We start from the raw sequence: 13431 nt of genomic DNA on the forward strand, positions 1-13431 counted from the left end.
TACAAGGTGTCAAAGCTGTCAGTAAAAGTTTGTCTACAAGCAGGACACAAGTATCGTTGACTACCTTTGCTGGTTTTTCCATGTTTGTGAGTTCTGGTGTGACCGCACAGAGGGCATTGCATATGTGAAGAGGGAATTGTCTATCAATACCTAGCGATTATACCCACACTTCGTTGAGGCATGACCTTATCCTCGACTCCACGCGGGATGGTGTAGCACAGATTACCGAAGTGCTGGCGAATCGCAGTGACATCACCAGCGTTCATATTGTTTCCCACGGTGCTGAAGGTAGTTTACAACTGGGAGCGAGTGCGGTTAACTCGGATAATTTGCAAGCTTACAGCAACTCTTTGCAGCAGTGGGCAAGTGCTTTAACAGCTGATGCCGATATTCTTCTGTATGGTTGCGATGTAGCTTCTGGAGGGAGTGGGGGAGCCTTTGTGCAGCAGTTGAGTCAATTAACGGGGGCTGAGGTTGCGGCTTCAGATGACCTTACAGGTAGCGCCGTCTTAGGCGGTGACTGGGATTTAGAAGTAAAAATTGGGGCAATAGAGTCACCAATAGCCTTCCTACCCGCAGCATTAGCAAATTACAACTTTGTTTTACCTGTTAGTTTCGCACCCGCCACCAACATTGGCGTGGCGACAAGTCCCCGTCTAGTCACCGTAGGCGACTTCAACGGCGACGGCAAACAAGACTTGGTAACATCAAACCTTAATTCTAACAACGTTTCAGTCTTGTTAGGTAAAGGCGACGGCACCTTTAACACTGCCAGCAACATTGGCGTTGGAAATGTTCCCGTTTCCGTAGTCATCGGCGACTTCAATGGCGACGGCAAACAGGACTTGGCGACGGCGAACGAAGGCTCTTGGAACGTCTCAATATTATTAGGCAACGGCAACGGTACCTTTAGTAGTGCGGGCAACTTTGCCGTGTGGTCAGCTCCCTATTCCGTTACTGCCGGCGACTTCAACGGCGACGGAAAACAGGACTTGGCGACGGTGGACTTTAACGCTGGCAACGTCTCAATATTATTAGGCAACGGCAACGGCACCTTTAGCAGCAATGGCAACTTTGGCGTGGGGTCAGGTCTTAGTTCCGTTACCGTCGGCGACTTCAACGGCGACGGAAAACAGGACTTGGCGACGGCGAACTTTAACTCTAGCAACGTCTCAATATTATTAAGCAACGGCAACGGTACCTTTAGCAGCAATGGCAACTTTGGCGTGGGAATAAGTCCCACTTCCCTCACAGTCGGCGACTTCAACGGCGACGGAAAACAGGACTTGGCGACGGCAAACCAATTCTTTAGGAACGTCTCAATATTATTAGGCAACGGCGACGGCACCTTTAGCAGCAATGACAACATTGGCGTGGGGTCAAATCCCATTTCCGTAACCGTCGGAGACTTCAACGGCGACGGAAAACAAGACTTGGCGGCGGCGAACTATCGCTCTAACGACGTCTCAGTTCTGCTCAATACCACTATTAACCAAGCACCCAGCGTCACCCTTCCCGGTGCAGCCGTTGCCTACACCGAAAACGCCGCCGCTAAAATTATTGACAGCACCGCTACGGTAGCAGACACCGACTCAGGCAACTTTGAAGACGGAACCCTCACCGTCAGCTACACCGCAGGCGGCAGCCCCTCCGACCGACTCAGCATCGCCAACATTGGCAGTATCGTTGTATCCGGAACCACCATCAGCTATGCGGGAACTGCCATCGGCACCATCACCAGCAATGGCAGCAACGGCAGCAATCTCCTCATAAACTTAAATGCCAGCGCTACCCCTACCGTTACTCAAGATTTACTCAGAAGTATTGCCTACAGCAGCACTTCTGAAAATCCTACCGCTTCCCGCGCCGTACAATTTGTCCTCACCGATGGCGACGGCGGCACCAGCATTGCCGCCACTAAAACTATCAACGTTACAGCAGTAAACGACGCTCCTAACTTCACTGCTGGCGCTGCTCAAAACGTCATGGCAAATTCCGGAGCGCAAACCGTTACCGGATGGACAACTAATTTTAATCCCGGTACCGAAGAATCAACTCAAACACTTGACAGCTACATAGTTAATGTAGCCAACAACGCAGGCATCTTTGCAGCCGCACCCACCATTGACACCAACGGCAACCTGACCTTCACTCCAGTTGCCAACATTACGACTAGCACCACCGCTACCATTGAAGTTCGCGCCAAAGATAATGGCGGGACTGCTAACGGTGGTATCGATACCTCAGTGGCAAAGACTTTCAACATTACTGTCAACCCGCAACCCAAGATTAGCATCAGCGATGTCACCATCACTGAAGGTGACAGCGGCATCGCCTTTGCCGAGTTCCAGGTTTCGCTTTCCAACGCCAGTACTGAAACTGTCAGCGTTAACTATGCCACCGCTAATAACACTGCGATTGCTGGCAGCGACTACACCGCCATCAACGACACCTTAACCTTCGCTCCCGGCGTCACCACCCAAACCTTCCGGGTAGCCGTTAACGGTGACATGATGGATGAAGCAAATGAAAGCTTTTTTGTCAACCTGTCTAATCCCAGCAAAGCCACGATTATCGATGCTCAGGGAATCGGAAATATCATTGACAACGACACGGCAGGTTTCACCATCACCGCAATTAGCGGTAACACCAGCGAAATGGGTGGTACGGCAAGCTTCAGCGTCAAGCTAAATAGCAGACCGACTGCTGAAGTTACCCTCAGCTTAGCTAGTTCGGATACCACTGAAGGCACGATTTCTAACTCGAAGTTGACCTTCACCGAGAGTAATTGGAATGACGCTCAAACTGTGACAGTAAAAGGTGTTGACGATACCCTGGTTGATGGCAATATTGCTTACAGAATCGTCACTAATGCAGCCGTAAGCGCTGATGCCAAATACAACAACCTGAATCCGGTTGATGTCAGCGTTGTCAACATCAACGACAACGATATTCCCATAACTAACGTTATCAACGGCAATCGTTTATATTCCGACACGTTAGTAGGAACTGCACAAAACGACCAGCTCACCGGTTATCGCGGTCACGATACGATTACTGGTGGTCTGGGTAGCGATCGCATCTACGGCAATGCTGGAAGCGATGCTCTGTATGGTGATATGAGCAGTATGGTGGGAACTGTCGGTGGCGACGATTTGATTTGGGGTGGTAGTGGTAGCGATCGCATCTACGGCGGGTACGGTCACGATTCCCTGTACGGCGGAGTTGGAAATGACCAAATTTGGGGTGACGCTGGCAGGGATCGACTCAGTGGCGGTCTCGGTAGCGATAGTCTTACAGGTGGTGCTGGACGGGATACTTTTGTCCTTGCTAAGGGTGAAGGTGTTGATACCATCACTGACTTCCAAATGGGTCGCGACTTTATCGGGTTGGCTGGTGGTTTGAGTTTAGGTCAGGTGTCGATTACGCAAAGAAGCAGCCAAGCTGTGATTACTAATAACTCCGACGGTGAGATTTTAGCAGCCATTAACAACATTAGTGCTGCTACTCTTCAAAGCAATGCTGCCAGCACTTTCGTGACTATGTAAGTGTAGGGACATTTTGCCCCTACACGGTAAAATCGCTGCACCAATTGAACTAGGTGCAGCGAACTAGCTTTGTCAAAGCGATCAAAAGTATCTCATAAACTACACTGCAAGGATCATCAAATCGTCCATAGCAGAAAAATTCCTTGGTTGGCACCTTGACAGGGCTAGGTAGGAAATGCCAACCATTAAAGCATTTGGTGTGGTGGGCATTTCCTACCCTACTAAACTGCTACTGGTTCAAGCAACTTAATATTTGAGTAGTTGAACTCGGTGGTAGTTTTCTGACCTTGCTCATTCGAGTGAACTACCTGCTTGGTCATCACATAGTAATCACCAATTTTATCGAAAGTATCCTCAAATTGCAGTTCCTTGGTCGTTTCACCTGTCTGAGGGTTGCGGAAGACGACATCGTAGCGAGAGGATACGTAACCTTTTCCTGTATCTAAGCTTTCCTTGGTATCTATTGTAAAAGCCATCCGACCCATCACCCGACTCACCTGACAAATTTCGGTGCCTCGAATTTTGTAGTTAGACCCCATCGCATCGCCTTTAACTAGAATTTCCTTAGCGCCAGTAGAGTCGGTTTCGCCAAGGTTAAACTCGTTTTTGCCGTGAGCTTTTTCAAAATCTCCCCGTTTGCGGTGGGTGATAATATCTCTGAGCTGAGTATAGACGCTCTCTTGCACCGTTTCGTCTTCGATGCCAGTGACTTCTACGCTCAAATCGCGGTTGATGCGAATTTTGCCTTTGTAGACTTCATCACCTTGCTTGAGTTCTACCTCGGCGCTGTATCCGGGAAAGTTGGCATCCCAAGTGTAGCGGTTTTCGTAGGCAGCCCGAAATAAGTCGCGAGCGTTTGCTGCAATCATAGAACCTTGATTAAGTTAACTTCTTTTCTAGTTTAGAAATCTTTGCAGGGTATTGGGTGTCATTAACTCATTCCCTCCCTGGCTAGAGCCTCAACCATCAGAACTGGAGGCAGAGCGAGTAAGCAAGAATGGGATTTTCAGCCTTAAGTTAACACTTAAGCATCTTGCCTACCCTACAAGATAAAAAATTTATCCTACATTAACAAATCCAGCGAACCTGTCTGAGGCGTGGATATCATTACGGGTTCTTGATACAGGGGTACTGTGAATGTGACTGTTGAACCTAGTCCTTCGCCCATGCTGTAGAAGTTTACGACACCGCCCATTGCTTCTACAAGCCTTTGCGAAATTGCCAGTCCTAGACCAGTTCCGCCATACTGTCGCGTGCGGGAGCCATCTACCTGAGAGAAAGATTGAAACAGTTTATCTTGCTTGTCGAGGGAAACGCCAATCCCGGTATCCGCTACTTGGACTTTTACCAAGCCGGGAAATTCCTGTCCGGCAAATTTGATTTTCTTTTTGCTCACCTCAGCACTGACTGTAACCCCGCCTTCGTGAGTAAATTTGATGGCGTTCCCAATCAGATTTAACATCACTTGCAGGAGACGCTGATAGTTACCGTACAGGATAACTTCATCGTGGGTGGGGGGCATTTGAATACATAAACTCAGGTTCTTCATCTGCGCCTGATTTCGCGTAAATTCCTCAACATCGCCAAATAGCTCTTCCAGCTTTACCTGTCCGAGTTCCAGCTCCATTTTGCCTGCTTCTATTTTGGCAACGTCAAGTATGTCGTTGATCAGGTTGAGTAAATGCAGGGCGGAACGATAGGCATCTTGGATAAACTCCAGTTGCTCTTCAGGCTCGTCTACTGTGCCGTCTAGAATCAGCTTCAGGGAGCCGATCATACCATTGAGGGGAGTGCGGAGTTCGTGAGAGGTGTTTGCTAGAAATTCTGATTTAAGGCGGCTTGCTTCTTCTGCTTGTTCGCTAGCTTGCTCTAATTCTTTGTAGAGTTTGGCATGAGCGATCGCTGTCCCTACCTGATCTGCCAGCTCTCTGACTAACTCTACCTCTGCTTCGCTCCATCTGCGCGTGCGATCGCACTGTTGAATGCTTAGCAGTCCGTTTGGCTGGTTTTGATAGCTTGTTGAAACCACTAATAGCGACTGATATCCAAAGCTATTGCCTCCCGCCTGTTCCACTACCACGGGTTCGCCTTTCGCTTCCAGCCCTTGTTTCAGGTATGGGTCTTCGGCTAGCGGTAAATACTGTCCCAGCAGCGATCGCACTGACTCCTGGCAATACTCCGCCACCACCTGCACTTTTGGGCTACAACTTTCGTAGTTGCATATCATGCAGCGGCTGACGTTCAATCCTTCTCCCAGCCCCTTGACCGTTTGCTGCCAAATCGTATCTAGATCCAGCGTGCGGCGGATATTTCTGGCGATCTGGCTTAATAGCTTTTGGTACTGGTCTGTACTTAACAAAGTTGACTCGAAAGTTAGCAGTGGAACATTAACAGGAGCCACCATCAGAATATACCTGCTAAATTGCAAACTGAGAATAGGCAATATTTACCAGTCGTCATGTGATAGATGCTTTTGTCGAAAAACTTAAAACTTCCGCCCCTGAGTCTATACACTTGATTATCAATCGTTCCATTCGCCTCTCGGAGGCACGGGCGGATTTCGCTCTAGGGTGCGGGTCAGTTCGTCATCGCGATCGCGTTCTCCCCTCAGCCACTGTCTTATGGCTGTCTCAATCACCTTACTTGGGTCATTTGTTAGGTGCTTTATTTGATCTACCAATTCCGAATCCAGGTGTATCGCAACTTCCACCTTTTCCCCTGACCTTTTAGAATACACAGACCGCTCGTTCATAAGCTTTTGCAGCATCTATATTTATGATGAGATTTTTGTTTTAGCAATTCTCCAGGTGAGAGACACTAAACCGCTTTTCCATGCTAACTGGTGTTTTGCCAACTCAGGAAAGTCAAATCCAGCTTTTATCCACGTATGAAACAAAATTTTGCAATTCCTCCCCTTTCCCTGAGCTATATGCTCTGGCGACTGGAGCGATAAAAAGATAGCAGGCTGAGGTTTTTGTCCTGAAGTCTTGACATCTTAACAATTATCGGTGAGTTTGAGGGATGTACCCAAAACCTTGTTTTTTAAGTATAGGGATAAAACTACACTACCCACATATACTTATTAAAGCCTAAAGCGTAGCAACATTTTAAATAAGTCTATAAGTTTTGTTTTATAATCTCTGCATAAATGCCTAAAGCTAGTAAAGTTGGACAGAAAGCTGAAATTTGCTGATCTCAACAAAGTCAAGACAGATATATTGCTCCAGATGCAAGTCGAAAATACTCGCCTTGCCAAGAGTTTGTTCTAACTCTCATGCAGAGACGAAAAATTACCACAGCGAAAGTGTCAACAACTTGCAATCTGAACTCAGCAGCTAAACTATTCGCCCTACCATCTTTGCCACAAACAGAAATACTTGCCTGATAAAAAGGTATGGAGTAGATACAGTTGGTCATTCCCTACTTTTAAAAGTGTAAACCTCATACCTATAGAAGGATGCTTTCTTCACGCTTCACCAATGTTCGATTTGGTTTTAGCTCAAAAGCAGAGAAAGGGTCAACCTATTGCCAACAGTTCAGATACCCGACTTCCCTAAGAAGTCGGGTATTTCCCCTTCACGAGTAGCGGTAACTCCATGAATATTAGCTGTCCTAGTCACACTTAAGGCTAGATGGGAGAATCCCCCGTATTATATGGGTGGGGCGTGTCAAAATTTGTGTAAAAATACTTCAAATTCACAAAGCCTTGTCTCTAACCCGGCGTGGGATATATTATGCCAAGATCGCAAGCTGGGTGTCGGACACATTAGAATATGTGAAGTCTGCTGAATCTCGATTGCCGCTCTCGATGTGCCTTTTTCTTTGGCTATGACCTCAGTACCTGTTTCTCACATTCGTAATTTCTCCATCATCGCCCACATTGACCACGGTAAATCCACCCTGGCGGATCGCCTCTTGCAATCCACAGGTACTGTAGAAGATCGGCAGATGAAGGAACAGTTCCTAGACAATATGGATTTAGAACGGGAGCGCGGCATTACCATTAAGCTGCAAGCTGCCCGGATGAACTATACTGCCAAAGACGGTGAGCAGTACGTTCTAAATTTAATTGATACTCCCGGTCACGTAGATTTCTCCTACGAGGTATCGCGCAGTCTCGCCGCTTGCGAAGGCGCACTTTTAGTAGTGGATGCGTCCCAAGGTGTGGAAGCTCAAACTCTCGCCAATGTCTATCTTGCTCTTGAGAATAACCTGGAAATTATACCAGTTTTAAATAAGATTGATTTGCCAGGAGCCGAGCCAGATAGGGTAAAGGGAGAAATTGAAGAAATTATTGGGCTAGATTGCAGCGGTGCAATTCTTGCTTCTGCTAAAGAGGGGATTGGGATTGACGAGATTCTGGAGTCTATCGTTCACCTGGTACCGCCCCCGCAAGATACAGTTTCAGAACGATTGCGGGCGTTGATTTTTGATAGCTACTACGACAGCTACCGGGGTGTAATTGTATACTTCCGGGTGATGGATGGTACGGTGAAAAAAGGCGATCGCATCCGCCTGATGGCTAGCGGAACAGAATACGAAATTGACGAATTAGGTGTCCTTTGCCCCACCCAAAAGCAGGTAAATGAACTACACGCCGGAGAAGTGGGCTACCTAGGAGCAGCGATTAAAGCTGTCGAAGATGCCAGAGTCGGAGACACCATTACCTTAGCCAAGGCCCAAGCAGCCGAACCGTTACCTGGTTACACCGAAGCAAAACCAATGGTCTTCTGTGGTATGTTTCCCACAGATGCCGACCAATACCCCGACTTGCGAGAGGCTTTAGAAAAGCTAAAGTTAAATGATGCCGCCCTGCACTACGAACCAGAAACATCGAGTGCGATGGGATTCGGCTTCCGCTGCGGCTTTTTGGGCTTGCTACACATGGAGATTGTCCAAGAGCGGTTAGAGCGAGAATATGACCTGGATTTAATTATCACCGCTCCTTCCGTAGTCTATCGGGTAATCACCAACAAAGGTGAAGAACTCTACATCGATAATCCCAGCCACCTACCAGCGCCGAACGAGCGCGAAAAAATCGAAGAACCTTATGTCAAGGTAGACATGATTACACCAGAAACGTATGTAGGTACGCTGATGGAGTTGTGTCAAAATCGACGCGGTATCTTCAAAGACATGAAGTATTTAACTCAGGGGCGAACTACGGTGACATATGAGTTACCCCTGGCGGAAGTAGTGACGGACTTTTTCGATCAGATGAAGTCCAGAACGAGGGGTTATGCCAGTATGGAATATCACCTGATTGGCTATCAGGAAAATCCGCTGGTTAAGTTGGATATCATGATTAACGGAGATCCGGTTGATGCCTTGGCGATGATTGTCCACCGTGACAAAGCCTATGGCGTGGGACGAGCTTTAACAGAAAAGTTAAAAGAACTAATTCCCCGGCATCAATTCAAGATACCTCTTCAAGCTTCGATAGGCAGTAAAGTCATCGCCAGCGAACAAATCCCAGCTTTGAGAAAAGACGTTCTTGCCAAGTGCTACGGCGGTGACATCTCCCGGAAGAAAAAATTGTTGCAGAAGCAAGCTAAGGGTAAAAAGCGCATGAAGTCAATAGGTACAGTTGATGTACCCCAATCAGCCTTCATGGCGGTGTTGCGCCTCGACCAAGAATAACCTTTGGGTTATTTAGATTCGGGAGCATCTGGGAGCCAATTTCTCAGATTGCCTTAGACTCGATGCTTCACAAACTCAGGCTACCTACCCAGCCTCAAAACCCATAAACTGCTTTTTTTTGGCGTTGCACATTCAAAAAATGTGCAACGCCAATGCTTTAGACGGCTCTGGGTAAGGCTTTGCCCGTTCACTGTAGAGTTAGGGCGCTCTTGGGTTTTGATTCAAAGCTTTGCTACTTTACTAAGTACACTTAATATTTACTAAATATTTACCGAATATTTACGGATGGGCGATAGAGCGATCGCTCCGTATACTCTAAGCTAGTTAACAACGGAATACCTCTGGACAGCAGTGCTTTCCAAGGTTAGTTTAGATATCGATTCTCTCCCTAGCGTGAGTCAGTTACCGATGCGAATTATAGTTACAGGTGGTGCGGGTTTCGTGGGTTCTCATCTCATCGACCGATTGATGAGTTCTGGACACGAAGTCATCTGCTTAGATAACTTCTACACGGGAAGTAAGCGCAACATCTTGAAATGGCTGGGTCACCCTTACTTTGAGATGATCCGCCACGACATCACAGAACCAATTCGGCTAGAAGTAGATCAGATATATCATCTAGCCTGCCCTGCTTCCCCTGTTCACTACCAATACAACCCAGTCAAAACCGTCAAAACAAGCGTTTTGGGGACGATGAATATGCTGGGTTTAGCTAAGCGGGTAAAAGCCAGATTCCTTCTGGCGTCAACTTCTGAGGTGTATGGCGACCCCGACGTTCATCCCCAGCCAGAAGAGTATCGAGGCAATGTCAACCCAATTGGGATACGTTCTTGTTACGACGAAGGCAAGAGAATTGCAGAAACTTTATCGTTTGACTATCATCGCCAAAATGGTGTAGATATTCGGGTTGCTCGAATCTTCAACACTTATGGCCCGCGAATGTTAGAAAATGACGGTCGAGTAGTGAGTAATTTTATCGTCCAAGCGCTGCGAGGAATACCGTTAACTGTGTATGGTGATGGTTCGCAAACTCGGAGTTTTTGTTATGTTTCTGACCTGGTGGAAGGGCTGATCCGATTGATGAATGGCGAACATACTGGGCCGATTAATTTAGGTAATCCAGATGAATACACCATCTTAGAATTGGCTCAGAAAATACAACATATGGTGAATCCGGACGCGGACATTAAATTTGAAGCACTGCCGCAAGATGACCCTAAGCAGAGACAACCAGATATTACTCGTGCTAAAACTTGGTTGGATTGGGAACCTAGCATTCCTCTGCAAGAAGGGTTAAAACTGACTGTAGAAGATTTTAGGGAGCGCATCAACAACGGTTAACGGGCATGGTTCATAGTTCATGGTTCATGGGAATAAACAACGAACTATCAACTATGAACAAAAATCTAATATCCCCAGTATTTTCATTCAAGAAAGAGGATTTATTTCTATGCGTGTTTGTGTAATTGGCACTGGATATGTTGGCTTAGTAACAGGTGCCAGCCTTGCTCATATCGGGCATCATGTCATCTGTGTGGACAATAATGAAGAAAAAGTCAAGTTGATGAAGGCGGGACAGTCGCCAATATATGAGCCGGGGCTGTCGGATATTATGCAGTCGGCTTCGAGTTCAGGGAATCTGGAGTTCACAACTGATTTAGGTGCAGGGGTGGCTCATGGAGAAATTCTGTTTATCGCAGTGGGGACACCGCCTTTGCCCACAGGTGAAAGCGATACGCGCTACGTGGAAGCTGTTGCGCGTGGAATCGGCTCTCATCTTGATAACAGCTACAAAGTGATTGTGAATAAATCCACAGTGCCAATTGGATCTGGTGACTGGGTGCGGATGATTGTGCTGGATGGTGTTTCTGAACGCCAGAAATCGCTGGTAGCAGCTGGCGATGTTGGTGTCGAAGAGAAATTTGGAGAGTTTACCGCGCAGTTTGATGTGGTAAGCAATCCGGAGTTTTTGCGGGAAGGTTCGGCGGTTTACGACACGTTTAACCCGGATCGGATTGTACTGGGAAGCACTAATCCCAAAGCGATCGCTATGATGCAAGAACTCTACGCGCCCATCGTAGAGCGTAAGGTTGCCGAAGATCAATCCCTACCACCAGTGCCAGTTGTGGTGACAGACATCAACTCAGCGGAGATGATCAAGTACGCCGCTAATGCTTTCCTGGCAACCAAAATCAGCTTTATCAACGAAGTTGCTAATATATGCGATCGCGTCGGTGCTGATGTCACTCAGGTGGCAAAGGGCATCGGTTTAGATTCCCGCATTGGCAACAAATTTTTGCAAGCTGGAATTGGCTGGGGCGGTTCTTGCTTCCCGAAAGATGTCTCTGCCTTGATTCACACGGCTGAAGATTACGGCTATGATGCCCAACTGATGAAAGCTGCTGTCAGCGTTAACCAACGCCAGCGTCTGATTGCTCTGGAAAAACTCCAGCAGGTTCTCAAAATCCTTAAGGGCAAAACTGTCGGACTTCTGGGTTTGACCTTCAAACCAGATACCGATGATATGCGCGACGCACCAGCACTGATGCTGATCGAGCAACTGAACCGACTGGGAGCGAAAGTAAAAGCCTTCGACCCGATTGTTTCTTCTACAGGGATGCGCCACGGTTTAACTGGCGTGTTTGTGGAAACCGATCCAGAACGGCTGGCTGATGGCTGCGATGCCTTGGTGCTGGTTACAGACTGGCAACAGTTCCGGAATCTGGACTTCGCTAAAATGGCGAAGCTGATGAATAACCCCGTGATGATTGACGGGCGCAACTTCCTTGACCGGAAGGAAGTTGAAAACGCTGGTTTCCAATATGTGGGCGTAGGACGCTAATAGCTAACATAGCAATCCTCGGCAGAGTTTTGATTTAGCCCTTGAGATCCCCGACTTCTTAAAGAAGTCGGGGATCTCGCCTTTACAAATCATTTAAAACTGCCTTATTTTGTGCCAAATTAGTCCAGCGAGAATTAATCCTAGACCGATTTGCCAAATTTGCGGATCTACCCAAAAAGCCAGGAATAGACAAGATACTAAACCTAATATGGCTAACCATTTAGGATAGAGTCGCTGATTATTTGGCAGTTGCCATGCTGCCAAATTTGTAATTGCATAGTAAATCAAAACGTTAAAGGCGCTGAACGACCAGGTCGTTTTAACATTACCAACCAGCACCAAAAGCGCGATCGCAATTCCGACAACCAGCACTGCCAAATTCGGTGTCGTTCCTTGCGGGTTCAAACGCGCCAAAACTCTAGGTGCATCCCGCCGCCGTCCCATCGCCAGCAACACGCGAGATAAGCCTAAAATCAGGTTAAGTAACACGCCCAACATGGCAGTCATGGCACCGATACTTAACACCACAGCACCACCTGCACTCCCCACGTTGCGAATTGCTGCCTCAAGCGGTGCTGACTGATTAGTAGTATTACCCAAAACATTAGACCCCACTGCGGCAATACCAACCGTCGCCACTGCTATGTAAAGCAGCATTGTCAATACCAGGGTGACAATCATCGCCTTGGGAATCGTCTTTCTGGGTTCCCGCGCTTCCTCCCCCATTGTGGCAATGCGCCCATAACCTGTGTAGGCGACAAACATCAGCGCAGTCGCTTCTAGTACCGTCGCTGGGGAACCGATGAAAAAGGGAGTGAGATTTTCTGCACGGTTCGCGATCGCACTCGGCAGACAAGCAAAGATAAAGAAAGTTAAAGATAGTAGCGTTACCGATACTATTGCAATATTGGTGACATTAGAGCGACGGATGCCGCCAAGAACAATTAAGGTAAAAATAACTACAGCCGCTAGAGCCGTGGGAATGAGAAATCCTCGCCCGTACAAACCAGTAGCATTCAACAAGTAACTGGCAAAACCCAAAGCAGCCGTCGCCGCCGAAGCAGTCTTTGCCAAAAGAAACATCCAGCCTGCGGTGAACCCCAAACTCGGAGTTAGGTACTTATAGCCATATTCGTAGGTTCCACCGCTGACAGAATGATTTGCAGCTAGTTGAGCGCTGTTAAGACCGTTACAGGTTGCTATAAGGGCTGCGATCGCCATTGCTAAAATTACCGCAGGGCCAGCGATTCCGGCTGCAATACCGATACTGACAAATACCCCAGTACCGACAATCGAACCTAAGCCCATCATGGTTGCGCCTAAAACCCCTAACTCTCGTTGCAGCTGTGGTGGTGAGGTTCTAGCAGACACAAGCCATCTCCCAGGTAAAAACTACCGATA

Annotated in this window: 9 protein-coding genes and 1 pseudogene; 4 read left to right on the forward strand and 6 right to left on the reverse strand. The window is 47.6% G+C overall.

The features are described from left to right. A partial coding sequence (locus NDI42_RS22670; RefSeq protein ID WP_190454790.1) for an IS1 family transposase occupies positions 1-122 on the reverse strand: 122 nt, incomplete at its 3' end. 51 nt (positions 123-173) lie between these two features. Here NDI42_RS22670 and NDI42_RS22675 point away from each other — a divergent pair. Next, on the forward strand, positions 174-3548 hold the full coding sequence (locus tag NDI42_RS22675) for a DUF4347 domain-containing protein (RefSeq protein WP_190454793.1): 3375 nt from the start codon (positions 174-176) through the stop codon (positions 3546-3548). 221 nt (positions 3549-3769) lie between these two features. Here NDI42_RS22675 and NDI42_RS22680 read toward each other — a convergent pair whose 3' ends face one another. The 4 genes and pseudogenes from NDI42_RS22680 to NDI42_RS22695 form a co-directional block, all read right to left on the reverse strand. Next, on the reverse strand, positions 3770-4417 hold the full coding sequence (locus tag NDI42_RS22680; RefSeq protein WP_190454794.1) for a DUF3386 domain-containing protein: 648 nt from the start codon (positions 4415-4417) through the stop codon (positions 3770-3772). Between the two features lie 194 nt (positions 4418-4611). Continuing rightward, a pseudogene (locus tag NDI42_RS22685) lies at positions 4612-5904 on the reverse strand (ATP-binding protein); the annotation flags it as partial. Between the two features lie 165 nt (positions 5905-6069). Further along, a complete protein-coding gene (locus NDI42_RS22690) occupies positions 6070-6300 on the reverse strand; it encodes a type II toxin-antitoxin system CcdA family antitoxin (protein WP_190424791.1) in 231 nt (76 codons plus the stop codon). A 452-nt stretch (positions 6301-6752) separates the two neighbouring features. Further along, the gene (locus tag NDI42_RS22695) at positions 6753-6965 is read right to left on the reverse strand and encodes a hypothetical protein (protein WP_206755920.1); all 213 of its coding nucleotides are present in this window, start codon (positions 6963-6965) and stop codon (positions 6753-6755) included. Positions 6966-7376: 411 nt separating this feature from the next. On the opposite strand from NDI42_RS22695, the gene lepA reads away from it, so the two are divergent. The 3 genes from lepA to NDI42_RS22710 all read left to right on the forward strand — a co-directional run bounded on the left by lepA (position 7377) and on the right by NDI42_RS22710 (position 12030). Then, entirely contained in the window at positions 7377-9188 is a 1812-nt protein-coding gene (lepA, locus tag NDI42_RS22700; protein ID WP_190454799.1) for a translation elongation factor 4, read from the forward strand. A 408-nt stretch (positions 9189-9596) separates the two neighbouring features. Next, positions 9597-10529 carry a UDP-glucuronic acid decarboxylase family protein gene (locus tag NDI42_RS22705; protein ID WP_190454835.1) on the forward strand — a complete coding sequence of 311 codons (933 nt, stop codon included), beginning with the start codon at positions 9597-9599 and terminating at the stop codon, positions 10527-10529. A 109-nt stretch (positions 10530-10638) separates the two neighbouring features. Further along, positions 10639-12030, forward strand: a complete 1392-nt coding sequence (locus NDI42_RS22710) for a UDP-glucose dehydrogenase family protein (RefSeq protein ID WP_190454802.1) — start codon at positions 10639-10641, stop codon at positions 12028-12030. A 93-nt stretch (positions 12031-12123) separates the two neighbouring features. Here NDI42_RS22710 and NDI42_RS22715 read toward each other — a convergent pair whose 3' ends face one another. Beyond that, the gene (locus tag NDI42_RS22715; protein ID WP_190454805.1) at positions 12124-13401 is read right to left on the reverse strand and encodes an amino acid permease; all 1278 of its coding nucleotides are present in this window, start codon (positions 13399-13401) and stop codon (positions 12124-12126) included. Positions 13402-13431 lie beyond the last annotated feature (30 nt).

It is taken from the genome of Funiculus sociatus GB2-C1 (assembly GCF_039962115.1).
In the GTDB taxonomy this organism is placed as follows: Bacteria; Cyanobacteriota; Cyanobacteriia; order Cyanobacteriales; family FACHB-T130; genus Funiculus; species Funiculus sociatus.

Coding starts and splice junctions, on each gene's coding strand:
- NDI42_RS22680 (WP_190454794.1), bottom strand. CDS start 4,417: ATGATTGCAGCAAACGCTCGCGACTTATTTCGGGCTGCCTACGAAAAC.
- NDI42_RS22690 (WP_190424791.1), bottom strand. CDS start 6,300: ATGAACGAGCGGTCTGTGTATTCTAAAAGGTCAGGGGAAAAGGTGGAA.
- NDI42_RS22695 (WP_206755920.1), bottom strand. CDS start 6,965: ATGACCAACTGTATCTACTCCATACCTTTTTATCAGGCAAGTATTTCT.
- lepA (WP_190454799.1), top strand. CDS start 7,377: ATGACCTCAGTACCTGTTTCTCACATTCGTAATTTCTCCATCATCGCC.
- NDI42_RS22705 (WP_190454835.1), top strand. CDS start 9,597: ATGCGAATTATAGTTACAGGTGGTGCGGGTTTCGTGGGTTCTCATCTC.
- NDI42_RS22710 (WP_190454802.1), top strand. CDS start 10,639: ATGCGTGTTTGTGTAATTGGCACTGGATATGTTGGCTTAGTAACAGGT.